The organism is Marinobacter sp. LV10MA510-1 (assembly GCF_002563885.1).
Lineage (GTDB): Bacteria > Pseudomonadota > Gammaproteobacteria > Pseudomonadales > Oleiphilaceae > Marinobacter.
Genome location: NZ_PDJA01000001.1, coordinates 783,103 through 805,232 on the forward strand (window position 1 = coordinate 783,103; position 22,130 = coordinate 805,232).

Genomic DNA, 22,130 nt, shown 5'->3' on the forward strand with positions numbered 1-22,130 from the left:
GATTAACAACGGGAGACAATGTGTCTGACTCAGCAGATTACGACTTGATTGTGATAGGTGCCGGTTCTGGTGGCGTTCGATTGGCCCGCATATCCGCCCAGCGCGGTGCGCGGGTAGCGGTGGTGGAATCGCGTTACCTGGGCGGTACCTGCGTAAATGTGGGTTGCGTACCCAAAAAACTGTTTGTTTATGGCGCCCACGTTCACGATGAACTGGAAGACGCCGCAGGTTACGGCTGGCAGGTGCCTCTTGCCGACGTAAAGTTCGATTGGCCCACATTGCTCGCTAACAAAAATCGCGAGATCGAGCGCCTGAACGGCATTTATGGTCGCCTGTTGGAAAACGCCGGCGTGACCATTCTCAATGGCAGTGCCCGCTTGAGCGGGCCAAACACAGTGGTTATTGGCGATAAAAGCTACAGCGCCAAACACATTACGGTTGCCACTGGCAGTTGGCCCGTAGTGCCTGACATTCCCGGCAAAGAGCACCTACTGACGTCTAACGAAATGTTCTTCTTACCGGAACTTCCACAGCATGCAGTCGTTTGGGGCGGTGGCTATATAGCCGTAGAGTTTGCCGGTATTTTGGCTGGCCTTGGTGTTAAAACCACACTGCTGTATCGCGGGGACCTGTTTCTTCGTGGCTTTGACGACGACATTCGCACGTTTACGGCCCAGGAAATGGTGAAGAAAGGCGTGGATCTGCAATTCAACGTCACTATCGAATCGGTCACCGGCGCAAGCGGCGATTATTCAGTGCTTTTGAGCAACGGCGAAACACTCAAAACCGGTCTCGTTATGGCCGCGACCGGACGCCGCGCGCTCGTTGACGGCCTTGGCCTGGCTGAGCTTGGCGTGGCGCTGAATGGCTCGGGCCACGTGGTGGTAAACGACTATTTCCAGACCGAAGTGCCCTCAATCTCTGCGCTCGGTGACGTGATCGGCACCCCCCAGTTGACCCCGGTCGCTTTGGCCCAGGCGATGGTGTTGTCACGAAGGTTGTTTGGCGATGGTGAAGGCGAGATGGACTACGCGGCGATACCCACCGCGGTTTTCTGCCAACCAAACATCGGCACCGTAGGCCTGACCGAGCAGGAAGCTCGTCTGGCAGGGCATAGCCTGCGAGTTTACCGCTCGGAATTCAGACCCATGAAGTACACCTTAAGCGGGCGCGATGAACGCTGCATGATGAAACTGGTGGTTGATAACCGCACCGACAAAGTGCTGGGCGCTCACATGGTAGGGACAGACTCCGGTGAAATCACCCAGGGCCTTGCTATTGCGATCAAGGCCGGGGCCACCAAGGCGCAATTTGACGCAACGCTGGGCATTCATCCAACGTCAGCGGAAGAGTTTGTCACCATGCGGGAGCCTGTTCGGGTTGATCCTGACTGACCGTGAAGGTGAAATGAAAGCGCTGGCTCTGATAAACGGAGCCGGCGCTTTTTTTATTGTTCGAAGGGGATCTCGAAGCGCAAGAGTGAACGCCCCTCGGCATTGGTCTCTACCTTTAGCTGCCCCCCCATCAATTCGATAAGGCGTTGCACCAACGGCAGGCTAAGACCCATGAACCCGGAGTTTCCGCTCAGGTTGCTCTGGCTCACCTTGTCGAACTCATCAAAATTATTAAATCCAGAGCCTAAACTGTGGGACAAATCCTGAGCAGCGGCATCGGACACTGTTACGCTCAGTAATACCGCCGAAGGGAGTTGATCGCCAGCGTCCCGGTGATCCAGCAATTGTTCTGTCTCTACGGTTTTCAGGCAGGCTTCAATCTGTATCTTGCCATCGTGACTGCCCTTAATAGAGTTATCCAGAAGGCCTGCTAATATCTGACGTAATTTTGGCGCGTCGCCTTGCACCATCGCTACGTCTGGAAAACCTGAGTGGAAACTCAGGTCCAGGGTTAATTCGGCCTCCAGCGCGGCTTGTCCGTGGGACGCCACGCAGTTGTGAATCAGCTGGTGCAAATCAAATGGATAAGACCGCAGCACCGCAGTGCCGCCGTCCAGACGGGAGTACTCCAAAATATCGTTTATCACCAGCAAAAGGTCCTGCGCAGAGCGACTGGCGGTCATCAGATATTCGCTCTGACTGCTGCTCAGGCTTTCGCGCTCGATCAGCTTGACCATGCTCAGCACAGCCTGAAGAGGGGTCTGCAACTCATGACTCGCAATGTCCATAAATTCAGATTTGGCCTGGCTGTTGCGCTCAGCCTGCTCCAGCGCAGAGCGGGTTTGCGTTAAGGTTTGCTCCTGCAGCTTTCGTTGCTCTTCGAGATGCTGGGCCAACTCGTTCAGGCGCGTTTCTATGGTTATGAGTTCCTGTGAATTACGATATTGATTCACCGGCGTCACCTTGTAATCGTGGTGGCTGAGGGCTTTAATTCGCCGCGCAATGTTGCGCATGGGGCGCAAGATACCAGTGAGAAAGTAATTAACCAGTAGCATAGTCAAAAGCAGCAGGGCAGTACTCAAAACCACAGACGTCCACAAAATGCTGCGGCGTTTGCTGGCCAGCAGGTCTGGATCAACGCCTACATACACGCTGCCTACCCGTAAGGCTCCGCCGACGAAGCTCAAACCCGGGTCGAACCACTCAGGGATATCCAGGTCGTCCATATTCAAGGGTTTTTGCAGAATCTCGGCGGTATAAATGTTTTTGTTTAAAGCTGGCACAGCAAGCGTCGCTATTCGTGCTTCCACCTCAGCCTGTTTACGAGCACGGGCGTCGGCGTTACTGACAAAGCCGATAACCTCGCCGCGAACGCTCGTTACGCGTATCCAGTCAGCGTCACTGCGGCGTAAAGATTCGGAAATAATGTCATTGAGCACGCTGGTGTTGCCCGATACGACCGCGTACTCCAATGCGGGAGCCAGACTGTCAGCAACAATCTGGCTGTGTTCCGCCACCCGTTCGTTGGCGTCTTGCAATCGCACATAGGTAAAAAACAGCATCAGTGCGGCGAACATCAGAACCGCGGGCAAAGCGCCAAGAATAAGCAGTTTGCGGGCGAGTTTTGCCGACTGACGGTGCGCCGGATTGCCCTTTGCAGGAACGCCCAGTGAAGGTGACTTCATGGCAAGATCCCACTGTTCGCGGCATCTGCTGCCGCGTCTTTGGTGGCAGACATCGCCTGCTTACGCAGCAGCTCTGTTACCTGTTGCTTCACGCTGTCCTCTGACGGCAGCGGGATGTTCAGGGAGCGTCCGACTTGCTCGTTTATCTGAACATTGAAATAGGTCGGGTACATAGGTTCCGGCAAAAAACCCTCTTGAAACCACTGTTCCAGAGCGCTGACCAAAGTTTGCGCAATCGCAGAGTAGGGCGCATAGCTTGAGGCCAGCGAGCCGGCTTTAACATAGACCTGGCTGGGACCAATGACCATGATGTTACGGCGGTAGGCGGTCAGAAGAATGTGTTTAATGGTGCTTGGGTTATAAATGCTGGGGTCTTGAGCTGCCAATACGAAATCACCGTAATAGAGCGCGCGCACCAGAGTCGGTATGAGCTCGCTACTGCTGTTTACAACAAACATCTGCGCTTCCAGATTGTACTTTGGCAGCTGCGACAGCAATTCGCTGTAAAGGTGGGTGCTGTCTGGCGTTGCTAACAGGGCAATCCGGCGGGCTTGGGGAAGTATGGCCTTGCCGGTAAGCGCCTGGTTGAGCAGAGGCACGTCGTAGTAAACGGCAGAAACAGTGCGCTCCGATCCCTTATCTGAGCGCGCACTGGTCATAGCCCGATAGTATTCCTGCGAAATCAGTGTTGCCAGTATCGGCGACTGCGGATACCTGCCCAGCGCCGTGGTAAACGCTCTGGGGCCAATGGTTACTATGGGCACGTCCGGATTTAATGTCGCTTCAGACTCCTTAACCGGCATGACCGGTATTTCTTGCCCGACCACTTGGCGAACCTGCTCCAGCAAATAGTTGTCCAGAACATCGTTACCTGAACCCACCACATAGATCAACGGAATCGTAATGTCTGAGCGGGCAGCGCCGGCAACCAGCATCAAGAGCAAACCGAAGAGCGCAGCAACAACACGTCCGCGGGCGATAAAGTAGGCCATCCGGAACAGGCCTGCCTTGCTGAGCGATCGATCCATGATTGCCATTACCTACGAACGTCCATTAAAAATGTAACCCTGCTTCCACAAAAAACTGGTTGTGGTCTGCAATATTGTTATCAGAGCTAAGCTCAAACTCCCGGTTCAGGTAGTGCTGCATAACAAACGCAAGTTCCGCTGTGTAGCGTGGCTGAATAATCTGCTTGGCCAGGCGTATATCCAAGCGTTCAAACTGGGAGTTGCGGAACTCGTCGGCCCAGTAAAATGCGCTCGCCGCGGTAATATTCCATGGAAGTCGCTGGATGGCTGCAATGCTTCCAGAATGTCTTGCAGACAGGCGCCCAAGCCATTTGAGCTTGTTTTCCTTCTCTTCGGCGGATAACTGTTTGCCGTCATAACTATCAGGGCCGCTGTAGCGCGAATCCTGATCAAGATAGCCATAGTTCATGCGCAGAGTGGTTGATGGGAAGACCAAAGAGCCTTCGATCTCAAAACCTTTCTGATCAATATCCACGCTGTTATCGATGTTCCAATCCGCGAACTGAATAACGCCACCGATCATATCGCGCATTTCATCATAAAAGCCCCGTACCTCCAGAGTGAGCAAAGCCGGCGATAGCGGGAACTGACCAAAATAACTGACCTCGTGAGAGCGGATTTTCTCTTCGTGTAATTTGACCCCCAAGGTATTAACGTACTTTTCATCGAGCAAATCACTCGCTCCTACACGATACCCATTTAATTGGTTTGCATAAGCAGAATTCACGTTGCGAAGCACGAAACCATAGTCGGGGTTCTGCTCAAAACTGTCTGGCGTGCGTACAGCCTCTGAATACACAAAACGAACTGTGTGGTGATCATTAAAGATAAAATTGGCGGCCATCCGTGGGGAAAAATAGCCTTCGCCTGTAGTGTCGGTATGTTCCCAGTTTCCGCCGCCGTTCAAGGTTAGCCACCGAATCGGAGTGTATTCCAAATTCGCAAAAATTCGATACTGCTCACTGGTGCCGCGGCCGTTAAAATAGGTTTCCGAACGGTAGGTATCATGGCGATAGCCTAGGGGCTGTTGACGTTTTCGCATAAGGCATTGAATAAAATAGGTAAACTCGTAATATTAAGGTTCCTACACCACCAATAAAACGAGTTTGCCATGCCCCGATTCATGCTCAGTGATGAGCACTGGTCGAAGCTAAAAGGAATGATGCTTCAAGAAAATATTTATAACAAGCGCGACCTGCGGATGATGGTCGAAGGCATGTTTTATCGACTGAGAGTGGGTTGTCCGTGGCGAGATTTACCTTCTTGTTTCGGTCGATGGAACTCGGTGTATAAAAGATTCAATGAGTGGTCAAAAAAAGGAAAATGGTTGCTGCTGTTCAAAAACCTGGTCAGCGAACCGGATACTGAGTGGGAATTTATTGATGGAAGCTATGTGAAAGCCCATCAGCATAGCACGGGCGCAAGAGGTGCTGACTCGCAAGCTATCGGTAAAAGTCGCGCCGGAAATACAACAAAAATTCATTTGGCAGTCGATAGTTACGGCTTACCGATTGAGTTTACAGTAACGGGCGGCGAGATCCATGACAGCACGGCGGCAAGCGAATTAATTGAACCATTACCGCCGGCTAAAGCCGTGATAGCGGACAAAGGTTATGACAGTGAAAAGATTCGCGAACAGATTAGAAGCAGAGGTGCCATCGCCGTAATTCCAAGAAAGTCGAATTCGGTCATAGGTAATGCAGATATGGATTGGTCGTTATATCACCACCGTCATTTGGTGGAAAATGCGTTTGCACGCTTGAAACATTTTCGTGGGCTGGCGACGCGCTATGACAAATTGAAACGCAACTATGAGAGCGTCGTCGCCATGGCTTGTGGATTTTTATGGTTGCCGATGTAATGAAACGTCAACAGCCCCTAGGCCGGAGACCAATTTAATCTTATCAGACAGTAACAGCGTGTCTTGCAATTCCAGTTCCAAACGCGAATCTTCGGAGTCAGCGTTCAGGTTTGCTGTTAAAGGTTCGAGCGCGGTGATTGAAGCAGAGCAGTCTGCAGCATTGCGGCCAGAGTCGACGCACAGTTTTTCAAGAAAAGGCCTGATGTCAGTTTCAGATACCTCGATTGGCCAACGCTGGCGTCGCTTGAAGTTCTCGAAATTGACCTGCACATGGAAAAAATGATCCGCTGAAGGAATAAAATTAAAGCGGTTTTGCACGTAGTAATCGCGCACATCAATATCCGGATTGGCTGACGGGTTAAATTCGCCACCTTTGTCTTTGTCTTCTTCATTAACTCCATCGGTAACGCCGGCGCGCAACTCCAGATTAAAATCCGGCCGAAACTTTAGCCGTGAGTCGAACGTCAGAAAATTAAGATTGTGACCGTCGTGAAATGGGACAAAAGTTTGGCTTTCCGAGTCATATTGATAGTCAAAGCCCCCAAATTGCCGCTTTTCAAAGGCTATGCGCCAGTCCATCGTTTGGGACGCATCGCCAACGCTGGCAAAGGTGCGCTGGTAATCCCGTGAACCGGACATAAATCTGAGCTCGGTACCGGCGGTGTCAGCCGGGTCGCGGGTGATAACGTTAATGGTACCCAGAAACGCATTGATGCCGTATGCAGCCGAGTTGGGCCCTCGGCTGATCTCGATGCGCTCGATCAACTCCAGCGCAACCGGCATACTTTGCCAGTCCATATCAGACAGTGAGGCGCGATGGGCTGTGCGCCCGTCTATTAGCACCTGCATACGGCGCTGCTCGTAGTGCGCAGTGCCATGGTAGGTTGTCACCGGTGTACCGCTGCCCACCTCGGCAACAACCATACCCGGCACCAGACGAAAAATCTCAACCAGGCTGTTAATGCCCAGCTGCCGTATCAAATTGCCTTCAATAACGGTGGTGCTGCCCGGCACCCGGGTTTTGGGCTGCCGCAAGCGGGTTGTGGTCAGAACTTCGGGGATATCATCGTTAAAACCGTAAAAGCCGGGCAGAGGCTCAACCTTATCGGAAAGGTCATTGCCGTCGGCCAAGGCGGGTGCGACCGCTACGGTGACTCCCAGCAATGTTGCTGTGCAAAATAGCCCAAAGCCGCCAAATGCTCGGGGTGCACGGCGTAGAGTGGTCTGGCGCGGAGCCGCTTGCAAAGACGTGGTTGCTAAGAGCGAATCCGCCCGGGTACCGCTCGGGCAACAGGAATAATTCGTAACGGCCATGTTTGTGATTCTATACTTGTTGTGTAGTGCGATTCGAACGATCGATTTATGCAGTGCAAAGCGTATGCTATTGCAGTGAGGTTCATTTGTCGCGCATAAATGTACATTTTGTAATCATTGGAGATCCGTATTAATGAACTGCTGGGACCTACTAGGAATAGAGCCGACATCCGATCGCCAGCGCATAGAACAGGCTTACCAACAGCAACTGAAGTTTGCCAGCAGCGATGAGGCCGTGAGCCTGGAGCAAGCCTTTCGCGAGGCCACAGGTGCTGCTGCACCGACCGCCCCTGATATCGACGCAAAAACAACGTCACACGCTCCGGAGACACAGCCTGAGCAAGAGTCTGAGCAGTCCCAAGAGCTGGACGCTTATTCAGCGCAAGTGGCGCGCGAGGTGGTCATTCAGATTAAAGCGCTGCTGAATGACAGTATTCGCGCGGAAAATGTAGACGTATGGAAGGCCATTTTGTGTGAGCCACCTGCCGACCAGCCTGCTTTGCGCGCTGACATTGCCCGCCGGCTTGAGTCACAGTTGCGGCCGATGGCCAAAAATGGTGTGTTTCCGGCATCGGTCACTGCATTTCTGGGTGACTGGTTTGAATGGCCAAGCCTGCGCGAAGCGACGAACAAAAATGAGAAAAAGCCGCAGCCGGACGAACGTAATTATCCAGAGCCAGAGATGATGGGCGGCGAGCAAGGCGAGCAAGGCGAGCCGAACGAACAGCCACCGCCATCCGTTAACTTCTGGCCGGCGGTGATTGGTTGGATTATCGGGCTGGTTATTTTAACCAGCCTGTTCGGCGGAATGGGCGGCGGCTGACCAGCCGTTTAAACCTGATTAAGAAAATCGCCGACCGGTTGGGCCAACAGCCGGGCCAGACTGGCAGGCTCGAATCGGCGGCGAATGCTGATGGCGTAAAATTCTTCGAAAACCCCGGGTAGGGCACCGTAATCCACCAGGCTTCCGGCTTTCAGTTCGTCACGGACGACCACCGGGGGCAGTACCGAAAAGTAGCGTGTGTCCCTTGCCAGCAGTCGCATCATCGCCATATCGTCCACCTCTGCTATCAGTCTTGGCCGCACTTTGTGGTAATCGCAGAATTGATCAAACGCGTGGCGTATATTGTTTTCGGCACCGGGGACAATTAGCCGTAAACCCTGAAGAAAGTCAGGGAATACCACGTTGGTAGCCGCGTCGGGAGGCCCGATAATGCTAACTGGCTGACGCGCGATGCGGCGGGAGCGAAATGGGTTCTGTTGGTCGCCCTGAACCGGCTGGTTCGACAGCACCAGGTCTAGCCGATGTGCCGACAGGCGCCGCAGCAAGTCGTCAAGTCCGCCGCTTTGCAGGCTAAGCTCCAGATCATCCCGCTCTAGTAGCGGCGCCAGAAACCCCTCCTGAAAGTTTCGCGACAGTGTCGCCACAGCACCTACCTTTAATGTTTCTCGCGCCGGCTGGTGTCCGCTTTCAAACAAAGCGGACAGCTCCGCGCCTTGGCGAAATATTTCCTCGGCGTAGCTGAACGCCACGCGGCCTGCCTCGGAAAGCTTCAGGCGCCGCCCTTCGCGAATAAACAGCGCTTCACCAAAACTGTCCTCCAGCTTTCGTATTTGCCCTGACAGCGCCGATTGGGATATGTGCAAAGCTTCCGCAGCACGGGTCAGGTGTCCGGTGCGAGCCACTTCCCAGAAGTAGTACAGGTGATGGTAATTAAGCTTCATGTATTCGTTCTTTAAAAGTGAATGTTACGTTCTTTATAAACTATTTTTTAAATGTATGCACGGTGGGCATAGTAGCTGAGTTGCTTAATTTGCTGTTCAAGGAGTTGCTGAATGAACCCCATCGCCACCGTTGTTGCAGAACTTGCCCTGTTGGGCTGGCTGCTGGTCCCGTTGTCGCTGCTGTTGCTTGCAGCTTATGCCAGCTGGACCAGCAACCCACGCAAGCTTTCCCATTGCTGGACCGCAGCCAAGAGCCTGTTCGTTGCCTTGATGGCTATCACCGGCTTTATCGGCCTGATGTTGTTGGCCGATGGCCCGGGCTTCACAACCGGTTTGCCAGAAATTGGCGCCCAGTTTGGTCTTCTCCCCAGTGGCCTGTCATTGTGGATGTCTATGCTGGTGGGCTTTATCGGCTGGGTCATCATTCGTTACGCAGACGACTATCTGCGCGGGGACCCAGGGCGCGAACGCTTTTTCCCCTGGTTTCTTATTACCCTGGCCAGCGTTCTGGTTCTGGTGCTAACCAACCACCTGATTATCCTTGTGGGTGCCTGGGTGGGCGTAAGTCTTTCATTTCACCACTTGCTTACCCTTTATCCCCAACGCGCCGCAGCGAACGCGGCTGCCTTGCAGAAGTTTGTTATCAGCAGGGTTGGCGATGTGTGTGTACTCAGCGCTGTTCTGCTGCTGCACCAACACTACGGGACCTTTTATCTTCCGGAAATGATGGCCGCCGCAAGCGGTGGAGTTGACCAATCATTGGCGCTGCAGTCCGCCTCTGTTCTGCTGGCTATAGCCGCGCTGCTGAAATGCGCCCAGCTGCCCGTTCACGGCTGGTTGTTGCGGGTTATGGAAGCGCCAACGCCGGTTTCGGCACTGCTGCACGCGGGCATTATCAACCTGGGTGGTTTCCTGTGGCTGCGTTTGTACCCGGTGTTTGACGGCTTTACCCCAGGCCATGGCATTCTTCTTGTTGTCGGCGGTGTGACCGCGGTGGTAGCTGCGCTGGTGATGATGACGCAGTCGTCGGTGAAGCACTCACTGGCGTGGTCTACGTCAGCGCAGATGGGTTTTATGTTGTTCGAAATTGGCTTGGGCGCTTACACCTTGGCCCTTCTTCACCTGCTGGCGCACTCGCTGTACAAGGCGCATTCGTTCCTTGCCAGCAGCCGCACCGTGGTAGTCAGCCATAAACTGGCAGGGTATGCGGGAGTGGAGAGAGTTCAGGTGATAAACGGCGTGCTGGCCGCAGTGGTCGCCGCGGTTATATTGTGGGCGGTGCCGGCACTGGTTGAAGGGAAACTGGTTCTAGGCACGCTGCTCGTGCTGGCGTGTACTGCTGCTGCATTGGGCATTCCAGCCTGGGTAAAGACCCCGGTTCGCGCCAGCCTGCTGCTGTGTACCTTGATGCTGTTGCCGCTTTACAGCCTGTTGCATGCGCTGCTGTCGCCGGCTCTGAGCTCGGCCAACAACCTGGTGCTGCCACTTGCGGCACAAGTGGCGGGCCTGGCCATTGTCGCTGCTCTGGCGGCCGGCTCGCTGATGATTTTGCTTAAACCGCAAAGCCGCATCAGTCAGGCGCTCCACCATTACTGCTGCGAAGGCTTAGGGCTAGACCTGCCGCTGAACCGCATCAGTGCCGCACTGGCACGAACAACCCGCGGTTTGAGCCTTAGCGGCGCCAAATCGACCAACCTACACAAAGTTAACCCGTTGAGTTCAGGAGAGCGCTGATGAACCCTAGCCACGTTGTACAAGACGAATTACAGACGGCTGTAACCGCGGCTTGCGAGGCCATAGCGCCAATTTGGCCACTGGACCAGTTTATTGCCGTTAATCCCTGGTGGGGAATGCGGGAACAACCGGTGGCAGCGGCGGCCGATCAGTTGCAGCGCCGTGGTGGTATTAGCATGTTAATGCCTGCGTCTTTCTATTTGTCGGCCTGGGAAGGCGGGCGTATTCGCCCGGAAGACGTGCAGGATGTGTTGCAGGCGGTTGGGCCTGAACCTGCGCCATCAATTGAAAGTCTTCTAAAGCGCTTGCGCGCGGGAGATGAAGTTCAGCCGCGGGTGGCCTGTTCTATTTTCCTGAGCCATGAGGGCCTTGCGCCAGCCGGCGATGGCAACTCCCAGCAAGCCGTTGTACGTCAGACCGGTCGTTTCTGTGCCCGTTACTTTGATCAGCGCCAGGCACGCTGGGCTGCAGACAAGGAACACGGCCTTTACACGGCTTGGCATCAGCATGTAAACGCCAGCCATCTGGTAGACAAGCAGATTGGCGTTAAAGGTTTACAGCGCATGCTTGCAGGCTTGCCGCAAGAAACCGAACAGGCCCTGGCACCACTGACCAGCGATCTGGCCTTGCCGCCTGCGGCGTTAGAAGCGCTTTGCCACGGGTTGCTGCTGGATATAATTGGCTGGGCCTCCTGGTGCCGTGGAATAGACTGGCGGGCCGAAAATCAAGGGGGTAGCAGTAGGATCTGTCGTGAACTGCTGGCCGTGTTGCTGGCATGGGAATGGGCAGGGGTCGCGCTGGCCGATAACGCTACCCAGAAAGCCTGGCGTAGCCAGTGGTCTCTGGCCGCCAAGAGTGGGTTTGATGAGAGCCGGCTTGATAAGGGCGCAAACACTGACGGCCAGCTCTGGTTGTGGCAGCAGGCGTTTGAAAAGGCATGGCAACGCCAGTTGCTATCAAGTCTGAATCTTGATGAAAGCCCGGTCGCGGCGGCCAAGCCGGATATTCAAGCGGTATTTTGTATTGATGTTCGTTCAGAAGTTATCCGGCGCAATCTGGAACAGGCGGACGGCGGTATTCAAACCAAGGGTATGGCCGGCTTCTTTGGCCTGACGCTGGCCCATCAGACACTCAGCGACAAGCCCGGCGTGCGTCAGCTTCCGGGCCTGTTGGAGCCGGCGATCATAGCCGCTGACACTACGGGTACCAGCCAGGGTGATAATGCCCAGCGAAGCAAAACCAATCAGCAGGAACTGGTCCGCCAGGCCGTTCGCGGTGCCAAGTATGGCAGCCTGTCAACATTTACCCTGGTGGAAACCACCGGCTTGGCCTGGGCCTGGAAGCTGGTTCGTGACAGTTTGAACAAAGGGAATGGCAGTAAAGGTGAAGATCACGAGCCAGGCCAGCTGCGCATGCATCATGCCGGAACTGGAGACCCGTTGTCTGACGCGAACAAAATCCGCCTGGGCATAGATTTTTTGCGGTCGCTGTCGCTGACGGAAAATTTTGCCCCGTTACTGGTTCTGGTGGGCCACGGCGCCCACACCGACAATAACGCCCACCATGCGGGTCTGGCGTGTGGCGCCTGCGGTGGCCGCAACGGCGGCCTGAATGCGCAGATTGTGGCTGATATGCTGAACGAACCGGTGGTCCGTGCAGGTCTGGAAAAAGAAGGTATCGTTATTCCCCAGGAAACCTGGGTGGTTGCCGGCCAGCACTGCACGGTGACCGACCAAGTGCAGATTATTCGCCGCAGCGCCTTGCCGGGCAGTCATCGTGGTGTCATGTCGCGTTTTGAAAACGCCCTGAGCATTGCTGGCACCAGCATGCGGCGGGAGCGGGCGACACCGCTTCAGCTAAACGGGTTGGGCGATGACGCGCTGCTGGCCGAACTGCAAAGACGCACCCGGAACTGGGCAGAGGTGCGCCCTGAGTGGGGTTTGGCCAATAACGCCGCGATGCTGATTGGCAACCGTACATTGTCGCGCGGATGCGACCTGGGTGGCCGGGTATTCATGCACGATTATGATCCCGAGGCAGACGAGGATGGCACTGTACTGACCACCATATTTGGTGGCCCGGTGGTGGTTGCCAGCTGGATTAATTTACAGTATTTCGCCTCGGTAACTGCACCGGAAACCTACGGTGCGGGCAATAAGCTGCTGCATTCGGTGATCGGCGGCAATGTGGGCGTGATTGAAGGTGATGGCAGCGATCTGCGGATTGGTTTGCCGTGGCAGTCGGTGCATGACGGTACGAACTGGCGGCACGAGCCCATGCGTTTGGCTGTTTTGATTGATGCGCCCCAAGCGCGGATTGATTTGGCTTTGGAGCGCACCCCGGCGCTCGCCACACTGGTCAAAAACCAGTGGCTGAGCATGACCAGCCTTCAGCGGATCAAGCGAACCCGGGGTGCCAGTTCCGCTTCGGCCCAGTTAACGGTTGCGGGCTGAGCGTCGTTACCGGTAAACAGATGCCCGACCTCCGGCACTGCATAACGCAGATCGCCGCGAGTCGGGCGCTGGCTGTTGAATTCGGCATGGCTGATGCCAACTTCCCAGATGTTATCCGAGCCTTCGCTTTGCCAGCCCTCAGGGCGTAACTCAACCCGCACTTCCGAGCCAATCAGGCTGACTGCTTCAATGCGCAGCGGTAAATTGGCGTGCGCCACCGGCGCTGTTGCCAGCCGGACTTCGTGGGGCCGCAGGTAAAGCTGGGCGTCTCCTTTGTGCTGCACCCCGGGTACGGTTACCCAGGCATTACCCTGGCTCAGGCTGCCTTGCTTCACCTGGCCAGAAATCACATTGACCTGGCCCAAAAAATCGAACACAAAGCGGCTCTCTGGCCGAGCGTAAAGTTCTATGGGTTCATTCACCTGCTCCACTTGGCCCTGGCTCATAACCACCACCTGATCAGACAGTTCCAACGCTTCTTCTTGGTCGTGGGTCACGAAAATGCTGGTGAAGTGGAATTCATCGTGCAGATTGCGCAGCCAACGGCGCAAGTCTTTACGTACTTTGGCGTCCAGCGCTCCAAAGGGTTCATCCAAGAGTAGAATTTTCGGTTGGGTCGCAATCGAGCGGGCCAATGCCACCCGCTGTTTCTGACCACCGGACAATTGCGCCGGGTAGCGTTGGGCCAGGTGGGGTAACTGAATCATTTCCAGCAGCTCACTAACGCGCTTCTGAATGCCCGCTTTTGCCGGGCGCTGTTTGCGCGGCAGAGAATCCAGGCCGAAAGCAATGTTCTGTGCCACGGTCATGTGGCGGAACAGAGCATAGTGCTGAAACACAAAACCGATGTTGCGATCGCGCACGTGAAGCCCGGTAACATCCTTGCCTGAAAACGAGATTTGCCCGCTGTCTGCAGACTCCAGCCCGGCAATAATGCGCAGCAGGGTCGTTTTGCCCGAGCCGGAAGGGCCCAGCAAAGCGGTGAGTTTGCCCTCGGGAATATCCAGAGAGACGTTATTCAGCGCCTGAAACTTGCCAAAGCGCTTGTTGATGCCATCAACAGTAATACTCATTAAACAGTCTCCTGTGCTTGCAGGCGGATCACGGTACGAGCCTGCCGCCATTCCACAAAACCTTTAGCGGCCAACGTAAACACGGCAATGCCGGCCAATAGTGAAGCGCTGGTGAACGCGCCGACAACGTTATAATCCTGGTACAACAATTCCACGTGCAGGGGCAGGGTGTTGGTTTGCCCTCGAATGTTACCCGCCACCACCGACACCGCGCCAAATTCGCCGACTGCACGAGCGTTGGTCAGTACAACGCCGTAGATAAGCGCCCATTTGATGTTGGGTAGTGTGATGGTCCGAAATATTCTCCAACCCGATGCGCCAAGCACCACGCCGGCCTCTTCTTCCTCGCTGCCTTGCTGTTGCATCAGCGGAATCAGCTCGCGGGCCACAAACGGGCAGGTCACAAACACCGTCACCATAACAATGCCGGGCCAGCTGAACATCAGCTGAATGTCATAATCCGCCAGCCAGCTGCCAATCCAGCCGTTACGGCCATACAGCAGCAGATACAGCAAACCAGCCACCACTGGCGACACCGCAAACGGAATATCAATCAGGGTGATCAGCAGTTTACGGCCGGGAAAGCGAAACCGGGTGACCAGCCAGGCCAGCGCGACACCAAACACCAGGTTTAGCGGCACGGTCAAAGCGGCCACAAACAAGGTCAGCCCGATGGCGTGCAGAGTGTACTGGTCTAGCAGGTTATCAGCGAAGGTGCTCCACCCGGCGCTCAGGGCTTCGGTGAAAATAACCACCAGCGGCATAATTAAAAGGCCAGCGGTAACAGCGATGGCAATGCCAATCAGCAGCCACTTTATGGCCGGGCTGTCGCCAACGCGACGCTGTTGTAAAGAGCGTGAAGAGCGGGACCGGGTGCTTGCCATGGTGCTAGCGTCCTTCCAGGCGTTTGAGATAGCGCGCTTGCCATACCGTAATGGAAAACAGCAGCACCAGTGATGCCAGCAGAACAACCGAGGCGATCGCGCTGGCCGCCGCGTAGTCGTATTCCTGTAGGCGGATAAAGATCATCAGGCTGGTGACTTCACTGATGTAGGGCATGTTGCCGGCAATGAAGATAACCGCGCCAAACTCGCCAAGGCTGCGGGTGAACGACAAAGCCACACCGGTGACCAATGCTGGCCATAGTGCCGGAAAAATGACCCGGCGAAACACATGGGCGTCGCTGGCGCCCAGGCTTACGGCGGCTTCTTCATCTTCCGGTGCCAGCTCTTCCAGAACCGGCTGCACAGTGCGCACCACAAACGGTAAGCTGGTAAACGCCATAGCCACCACGATGCCAACCGGAGTGAAGGCAACTTCAATGCCCAGTTTGGTGAGCCATTGTCCATACCAGCCGTTTGCGGCGAACAGCGTTGCCAGAGTAATACCGGCAACGGCGGTGGGTAACGCAAAGGGTAGATCTACCACTGCATCAATCAGGCGTTTTCCGGGAAATTCATAGCGCACCAATACCCAGGCCAGCAGCAGGCCAAATGCGCCGTTGAACAGCGACGCGGCTAATGCCGCCAGTGCGGTTACCTTATAGGAGGCAACCACCCGTGGATCAGTGATTACAAACCAGAATTCGCTGAGGGTCATGGCGGACATTTCAATGACCAGACCGGTCAGTGGCAATAGCAGAACCAGGCTGATAAAGAACAGCGAAATGCCGAGGCTCAGACCGAACCCCGGCAATACCCGCTTACTGCGGCCCTTAGCAAGCGACCAGCGCTGTGGTTTCACAACGCTGGCCTGATTGGCAGTGGACATTAATTACTTCCGACGCTGCAGTTGGTCAAGTTTGCCGCCACTGGCAAAGTGTTCTTCGGTGGCGTTTTCCCAGCTGCCGGCAATGGCGCTGATGGGCAGTAATTTGACATCCGGGAAGCGGTCAGACGTTTCCTTTTTGACGACCTCGTTGTGCACGCGGTTGTTGAATCCGGCCAGCAGGCGCTGGGCGTCTTCGCTGTAAAGGTGCTCAAGATAAGCTTTGGCCAGTTCTTCGGTGCCGTTCTGTTTTACGTAATCGTCTATCCAGGTCACCGGGAATTCGGCCAGAAAGCTGACTTTAGGCGTGACAACTTCGTATTCGCCGTTGTCGTAGCGGTCGACCAGATTCAGTACTTCCGATTCAAACGTTAGTAGAGCGTCGCCAATACCACGCTCAATAAAAGTGGTCGTAGCGCCACGACCGCCGCTGTCGAAGACTTTTACGTGGCCCAGAAAGTCCCGCAGAAAGCCGTCTATTTTCTGCTGGTCGTCACCAAAGGTCTCTTGGGCGTAGCCCAGTGCGGCCAGGTAGGTATAACGACCGTTACCGGAGGTTTTCGGGTTGGGCATAACCAGAGCGACGTCTTCTTTTACTAGGTCGTCCCAGTTTTGGATGTTTTTCGGATTACCCTTACGCACCAGGAACGCCATAGTCGAGTAGTAAGGAGAGCTGTTGTTTGGTAAACGCTCGGCCCAGTTTTCAGGAATCAAGTTGCCGCGGGTGTGCAGAATGTCGATGTCGGTAACCTGGTTAAAGGTAACCACGTCGGCTTTCAGACCTTGAATAATCGCTTGTGCCTGCTTGGAAGAGCCTGCGTGAGACTGGCTGACTTCAACGTTGTCGCCGGTCTTTTCATTCCAGTATTCATTGAAATGCACGTTGTAAGCGGCGAACAGTTCACGGGCGATGTCATAGGATGAGTTCAGCAGTTCACGATCGGCCGATAAAGCGGCAGGTGCGAAGAGCGAGGCACTGAGCGCGAGGCCGGTAACCAGGCCCTTGAGTTTACGTTGCATGACATTCCCCTAAACAGATGGTGTGTTGAGGGGTAAGTTAACAAAGTGCGGTTAAAACGGGAAAGAATAACGAATCACTTAAATATAAATTTTTAGAATAAGAAGAGGGTAAGTAGTAAAAGCGCTTTCATGATGACGAAAACCTGAAGCCCGCAATATGTGCGAGCTTCAGGTTTTGCCGCTACTGCTTAGAGGCTTCGGCGACGTAATGCGCCACCGCTTTCATCTGCTCTTGCGACAGGCTGTCCGAAAAATTCGGCATAATACCAACCCCGCCGTTCAGCGCCTTCCAAACCTGCTCTTCAGAAGGCTTCAGATCATTGAAGTTGGGTCCGATAACACCTGCCGACCCTGCGTCTGCCAAAGTGTGGCAAATCGCGCAGGAAGGCTGAGACTGATCAAATACCTGCTTACCCTGTTTGTAAAGTTCGTCTGCAAAAGCGGTCCCAGCACACAGACATAATATAATACTAACAACCGCTGTTTTCATAAATGAGTTTCCACGCTCAAGTTACGTTAACGGTAACGCCGTGATCTTGCCAGCTGGTGTTGCCATAACCGCGTTCGTTCGGCGTACGCTCAGGTGGTTGAGTGTTGCCTTCAACATCGGTGGCACGACTGACGATGCGATGCTCGCCGGCCGGCAGATCGGTGCCCAGTACAAACGGACGCCATGCAAAAGGTCCTAAATCCGGTCCCAGGAAACGGGCCTGTTTCCAATTTTTGCCACCGTCGACAGAGACTTCTATTTTCTCAAGATCATTAACACCGCCAAAGGCCACGCCATAAATCATATTACGACCGGTTTTTGCGCCTTCTAGAGGAGCAGTTACCCAGGACTTAACCGGCATTTCCCACATGGAAGGTTGGTCCGGGGCGCCTTTTACGCCAACGTCGCGAAAGCGATAGCCCGAGGCCTGAATTTTGGCGTCGGTTTGGTCTTTCGTAAGAGTGATGTTTTTGACGTACTTAACGTTGTTGACACCAAAGTAGCCCGGCACAACAAAACGCAAAGGCCCGCCATGGCTCAAGGGTAAGGGTTGATCGTTCATTTCCCACACCAGCATAGCCTGGTCTAACGCTCTAAGGGGGACAGAGCGCTTTACCATCAGGGTTTTCGGGTCCAAACCTGCAGGCAGAGTCTCGCCGCCCGTGGCGGTTATGTAACGGGCATCTTCAATGTTGCCACCCAGTTCTTTGATCACATCGCTTAGGGGCACGCCTGTCCAAACGACACAGCCCGCAGCGCCGGTGGCCCACTGGGTTCCGCCCGGGCCATGGGTAAAGAAAGCGCGGCCATTGCCGGAACACTGCAATACAGACGCAACCGACGTGACATTCATTTTTTTCAGATCGGCAACCGTAAAGGTTTTGGGCGATGCCACACCATCAATGGCAACTTCCCAGGCATCCGGGTTATCCGTGATGCCGCCGGGCGCGGGCAGGTTGTTACGCACAAACAAATGGGTGCTTGGCGTTACCACACCGCTACCAATGGCACCACGCTGGGTTTCCATAGTGTTCGCGCTGTGCACGATCAACGCAGATTGATCTTTCCATTTCACGAAGTCAGGCAGGGTTTTGGGCTCTTCGGCACGCGCCAGTGGCACCATGCCTAACAAGCTGACAGAGGCCATGGCGCCGGCGCTGCCAACCAGTAAACGTCTGCGGCTGAGGCTCGCAGGTTGGGTTGTCATAGCTTGAGTATCCCGAGGTGACATTTTCATCATTTCTTCCTCTTATTTTTTTTGATGCACATCGGGACTAAGCTTAAACCAGCTTCTTATATGCTGCCACTTAAAAACGTAGTAACGCAGACCCCCAGGTAAAACCGCCGCCAAACGCTTCCAGCAAAACAACCTCGTTCCGCTTGATCCGGCCATCACGTACAGCTTCATCAAGGGCCAGAGGAATAGACGCTGCTGAGGTATTGCCATGCTTGTTAACGGTTACTACAACCTGATCCATCGGCATGTTCAGTTTTCTAGCGGTCGCTGCGATAATGCGCATATTAGCCTGGTGGGGCACAAGCCAATCAATATCCGATTTTTTCATATTGTTGTGGGCAAGGGTTTCATCAACAATTCTACCCAGCGTGTTTACCGCCATTCTGAAGACTTCATTGCCTTTCATTTCCACATAGCCCAAGCCTGCCTTGAACTTTTCAGGATTTTCGGCGATGCCACATGGCACGTGAAGAAGTTTTTCATAGCTGCCGTCGGCGTGAAGATGGGTGGACAAAATCCCAGTTTCATCACTGGCTTCAAGAATAACCGCACCGGCGCCATCGCCGAACAACACGCAGGTACCGCGATCGCTCCAGTCGATAATACGAGAGAATACCTCGGCACCAATGACGAGCACTTTTTTGCTGGTTCCGGTTTTTATAAACTTATCCGCGGTGGCCAGCGCGTACACAAAACCGCTGCATACAGCCTGAATGTCAAAAGCGGGACAGCCTCGAATGCCCAGGCGCGCCTGCAGAATACAGGCGGAGCTTGGGAATATTTTATTGGGCGTAGAAGTAGCGAACACGATCAGGTCAATATCTGCAGCGTCTATTCCGGCGGCATCTATGGCTCTCAATGCGGCCTGTTCGGCCAGGTCAACCGTGGTTTGACCCTTCACCGCAATATGGCGCTGCTCAATGCCGGTGCGCTCGCGGATCCACTGGTCCGTGGTGTCCACAGTTTTTTCTAGATCTTTATTGGTAACAATCTGGTCCGGCAGATACGAGCCAGTGCCGGTAATACGTGCGAAGGTCATTCGTAACTTCCTGCAGCATTGATTTTTTGTCAATCCGTCATGCTATACCGGTCTATGCCGGCGGCGTTATTAGCGATTTGTCGGTTGAACGTTAGTTTGTCATCTTTCAGCATGGCAGCGACGGCTAGTTAGGTCTAGATTTAATCTTCGACTCGACCGCAATACACTGGAATGGGACGGAATTATGACACAGGGACGTTTTGTAAAATCTACCATTAGCTTTTCTTGTGCAACCTCCGTTAGCCTTGCGTTAAGCATTCAAGCTTGGAGCAGTTACAAATCTTCTGCCGCGGCAGCTCGCAAACCCTTGGTTCAACATTGATACGGTCACCGAATGACGCTCACTGAAATGGTTTTGCTGGCTGCCCTGGGCGGGGTCGCCGGCTTTATTAACGTGCTCTCCGCCGGCGGCTCAATGCTCACTTTGCCCTTGCTGATGTTTCTGGGCTTGCCGCCCCAGGTTGCCAATGGCACCAATCGGGTCGCTATAACGTTGCAGAGCGTTACCGCCGTTGGCAGTTTTTTCCGTAACGGGCACGGCCAGCTAGGCATTGGTTTGCGCCTGGCCGTGCCGGCCGTGCTGGGATCCTTGCTTGGTGCATGGCTTGCAACCGATGTGTCGGCAGCTGTTTTCGAGTTCATTCTGGTTGCCGCCATGATCGCCACCTCGGCATTTTTACTGTTGCCAGCGCCAAAGCTGGACACTCGGCCTTTAACCCCCCAACGGCTCGGCCCGGTGATCTACGCCGCCATGTTTGTGGTGGGTCTTTACGGTGGTTTCATTCAGGTGGGAGTAGGGGCGCTGTTTATTGTGGCGCTGCACCGTATGCTGAAAATAGACCTGCTCCAGGTGAACGTGCTCAAAGTCTTCATCATTCTTCTGTATACCATCCCGGCACTGGCGATATTCGCAGGCAGTGGGCAAGTACGCTGGGCCATGGGCCTGACCCTGGCCGCAGGTAACATTGCCGGGGCAATCATTGCGGTGAAGGTCAATGTTGGGCCACGGGGTGCACAGTGGGTGAAATGGCTAACTCTGATTATGGTCGGCGCCATTGTTATTCGCCTGATTGTCGCTTGATTGGCCGCTGACTATTGTGCTCTTTTACTTTCCCAGCAATTCACCCAGGGGCCTCAAGTTGACCACAGAATCACATAGGGATTTTGTCATCATCAACAAGGGCGTGGCGACAATCAAACCGACCGGCCCCCACAACCAACCCCAGACCAATAAACCAATAAAAATAACAACGGCGTTCAGGCTCGACACGCGCGCCGTTAACACCGGGGTAAGTATGTTGCCCTGAATACTGGTAATGATCAGTGAGGTCAACGACACCGCAAGGGCCATATTGACCGAGCCGAACTGAACAAACGCTGCTGCCCCTGTGGCTAGGAAAATCAGAACAGGCCCCAGATAAGGAACGGCACTGGCCACACCGGCGAGCACACCCCACAGGCCGGCTTGTTCAAAGCCCAGAGCCATGAATGCCAGCCAGGTTATGATGCCTACAAATACCGCGCCGATTAACGTCACAAACAGGAAACGCCGCACCTGATGGTGGAAGTCTGCCATGATATGGGCCGCTTTGCGCATACGGCCAAACGACGGCCCGGCAATGCGCACAACTTTCAAACGGTAGAGCTTGCCTACGGCCAACAGGAAAAATACCAGCAGCAACACTGAAAGCACCTGCGAGAACAGCACCAGTGCAGCAGGTGAGCCCTGCATAATAAAATTGCGGAGATCGAAGGGCTCTTTTGCAATCCTCACCAATGTAGCGCGAGTCCGGGAGCTGTCTCTTTTATCGTCTGACGCGGTCGTTTCTTCAATTTTGATTGCGGCCTCCTGGGCCTTTTCGATAACGCTTTCTTCTTTTACAGGATTTCTCGCCTCTTCACGCTGAAAGCGCTCAACCGCTTGCGGAATTTTGTTTAAAAGATCCATCGCTTCATCTTTTAAAGGCACGCTTGCGGCTGCGCAAATGGCTATAACGACGGTGATCACCAACCCAGCGGCAAGAGTTCGCGGCAGTCGCAAACGTTCGAGCCCGGTTACCAGCGGGTCGAGCGCATAGCTGATCAGCACCGCCACCACTAAGGGCAATAAAATGGCTTGCGCCCAGTCGATAAAAAACAAAGTGGCGACGGTCGCCAGAATGACCAGTGATACGCTTCGAACGTTTACCGCCTGAATCATTCCATCGGAGTTGTTCAGAGGGTTCCCGTTGGTTTTATCGGATTCGTCAGAGCCTGTCTGTACTATCATATGAGCCTTTTCCTGGCGTGTTGGTCGAGTGCAATTGTCTC

At 54.4% G+C, this 22,130-nt stretch carries 18 protein-coding genes and 1 pseudogene; 6 read left to right on the forward strand and 13 right to left on the reverse strand.

The features are described 5' to 3' along the window. Nucleotides 1-20: 20 nt before the first annotated feature. Entirely contained in the window at nt 21-1,394 is a 1,374-nt protein-coding gene (gene gorA, locus ATI45_RS03745; RefSeq protein ID WP_098418335.1) for a glutathione-disulfide reductase, read from the forward strand. 53 nt (nt 1,395-1,447) lie between these two features. On the opposite strand, the gene ATI45_RS03750 is transcribed toward gorA, so the two are convergent. The 3 genes from ATI45_RS03750 to ATI45_RS03760 are packed head-to-tail and all read right to left on the reverse strand — an operon-like array spanning nt 1,448 to nt 5,149. After that, nucleotides 1,448-3,079, reverse strand: a complete 1,632-nt coding sequence (locus tag ATI45_RS03750) for a sensor histidine kinase (protein ID WP_098418336.1) — start codon at nt 3,077-3,079, stop codon at nt 1,448-1,450. Further along, entirely contained in the window at nt 3,076-4,107 is a 1,032-nt protein-coding gene (locus tag ATI45_RS03755) for an ABC transporter substrate-binding protein (RefSeq protein WP_228735924.1), read from the reverse strand. The genes ATI45_RS03750 and ATI45_RS03755 overlap by 4 nt, the downstream gene beginning before the upstream one ends. A gap of 25 nt (nt 4,108-4,132) precedes the next feature. Next, nucleotides 4,133-5,149: a TonB-dependent receptor plug domain-containing protein gene (locus tag ATI45_RS03760; protein WP_228735925.1), complete on the reverse strand. Its 1,017-nt coding sequence runs from the start codon at nt 5,147-5,149 to the stop codon at nt 4,133-4,135. Between the two features lie 69 nt (nt 5,150-5,218). On the opposite strand from ATI45_RS03760, the gene ATI45_RS03765 reads away from it, so the two are divergent. Next, a complete protein-coding gene (locus ATI45_RS03765) occupies nt 5,219-5,968 on the forward strand; it encodes an IS5 family transposase (protein WP_098418337.1) in 750 nt (249 codons plus the stop codon). Between the two features lie 15 nt (nt 5,969-5,983). Here ATI45_RS03765 and ATI45_RS03770 read toward each other — a convergent pair. After that, nucleotides 5,984-7,213: pseudogene (locus ATI45_RS03770) on the reverse strand (TonB-dependent receptor plug domain-containing protein); the annotation flags it as partial. A gap of 202 nt (nt 7,214-7,415) precedes the next feature. Here ATI45_RS03770 and ATI45_RS03775 point away from each other — a divergent pair. After that, complete coding sequence (locus ATI45_RS03775; protein WP_098418339.1) at nt 7,416-8,105, forward strand: J domain-containing protein; 690 nt, start codon at nt 7,416-7,418, stop codon at nt 8,103-8,105. 8 nt (nt 8,106-8,113) lie between these two features. On the opposite strand, the gene ATI45_RS03780 is transcribed toward ATI45_RS03775, so the two are convergent. Beyond that, complete coding sequence (locus ATI45_RS03780) at nt 8,114-9,007, reverse strand: LysR family transcriptional regulator (RefSeq protein ID WP_098418340.1); 894 nt, start codon at nt 9,005-9,007, stop codon at nt 8,114-8,116. Between the two features lie 111 nt (nt 9,008-9,118). Between ATI45_RS03780 and ATI45_RS03785 the strand changes: the two genes are divergently transcribed. Both ATI45_RS03785 and ATI45_RS03790 read left to right on the forward strand, forming a co-directional pair. Next, nucleotides 9,119-10,741: an NADH-quinone oxidoreductase subunit L gene (locus ATI45_RS03785; protein WP_098418341.1), complete on the forward strand. Its 1,623-nt coding sequence runs from the start codon at nt 9,119-9,121 to the stop codon at nt 10,739-10,741. Beyond that, nucleotides 10,741-13,194, forward strand: a complete 2,454-nt coding sequence (locus ATI45_RS03790) for a DUF2309 domain-containing protein (protein ID WP_098418342.1) — start codon at nt 10,741-10,743, stop codon at nt 13,192-13,194. Before ATI45_RS03785 ends, ATI45_RS03790 begins: the two co-directional genes overlap by 1 nt. Here the strand turns inward: ATI45_RS03790 and ATI45_RS03795 are convergent. The 7 genes from ATI45_RS03795 to ATI45_RS03825 form a co-directional block, all read right to left on the reverse strand. After that, nucleotides 13,131-14,267: a sulfate/molybdate ABC transporter ATP-binding protein gene (locus ATI45_RS03795; protein ID WP_098418343.1), complete on the reverse strand. Its 1,137-nt coding sequence runs from the start codon at nt 14,265-14,267 to the stop codon at nt 13,131-13,133. The genes ATI45_RS03790 and ATI45_RS03795 overlap by 64 nt on opposite strands. Then, nucleotides 14,267-15,151, reverse strand: coding sequence for a sulfate ABC transporter permease subunit CysW (gene cysW, locus ATI45_RS03800; protein ID WP_098418344.1), 885 nt, complete (start codon nt 15,149-15,151; stop codon nt 14,267-14,269). Before cysW ends, ATI45_RS03795 begins: the two co-directional genes overlap by 1 nt. A gap of 4 nt (nt 15,152-15,155) precedes the next feature. After that, entirely contained in the window at nt 15,156-16,037 is an 882-nt protein-coding gene (gene cysT / locus ATI45_RS03805; protein ID WP_098418345.1) for a sulfate/thiosulfate ABC transporter permease CysT, read from the reverse strand. Between the two features lie 3 nt (nt 16,038-16,040). Further along, complete coding sequence (gene cysP / locus ATI45_RS03810; protein ID WP_098418346.1) at nt 16,041-17,054, reverse strand: thiosulfate ABC transporter substrate-binding protein CysP; 1,014 nt, start codon at nt 17,052-17,054, stop codon at nt 16,041-16,043. 181 nt (nt 17,055-17,235) lie between these two features. Next, nucleotides 17,236-17,544, reverse strand: coding sequence for a c-type cytochrome (locus ATI45_RS03815; RefSeq protein ID WP_098418347.1), 309 nt, complete (start codon nt 17,542-17,544; stop codon nt 17,236-17,238). A gap of 16 nt (nt 17,545-17,560) precedes the next feature. Further along, nucleotides 17,561-18,751, reverse strand: coding sequence for a sulfite oxidase (locus ATI45_RS03820; protein ID WP_218925891.1), 1,191 nt, complete (start codon nt 18,749-18,751; stop codon nt 17,561-17,563). Between the two features lie 100 nt (nt 18,752-18,851). After that, nucleotides 18,852-19,820, reverse strand: coding sequence for a beta-ketoacyl-ACP synthase III (locus ATI45_RS03825; protein WP_098418348.1), 969 nt, complete (start codon nt 19,818-19,820; stop codon nt 18,852-18,854). A gap of 334 nt (nt 19,821-20,154) precedes the next feature. Here ATI45_RS03825 and ATI45_RS03830 point away from each other — a divergent pair, with 334 nt between their 5' ends. After that, on the forward strand, nt 20,155-20,901 hold the full coding sequence (locus ATI45_RS03830) for a sulfite exporter TauE/SafE family protein (protein WP_098418349.1): 747 nt from the start codon (nt 20,155-20,157) through the stop codon (nt 20,899-20,901). 24 nt (nt 20,902-20,925) lie between these two features. Here ATI45_RS03830 and ATI45_RS03835 read toward each other — a convergent pair whose 3' ends face one another. Continuing rightward, nucleotides 20,926-22,089 carry an AI-2E family transporter gene (locus tag ATI45_RS03835; protein ID WP_179888202.1) on the reverse strand — a complete coding sequence of 388 codons (1,164 nt, stop codon included), beginning with the start codon at nt 22,087-22,089 and terminating at the stop codon, nt 20,926-20,928. Nucleotides 22,090-22,130 lie beyond the last annotated feature (41 nt).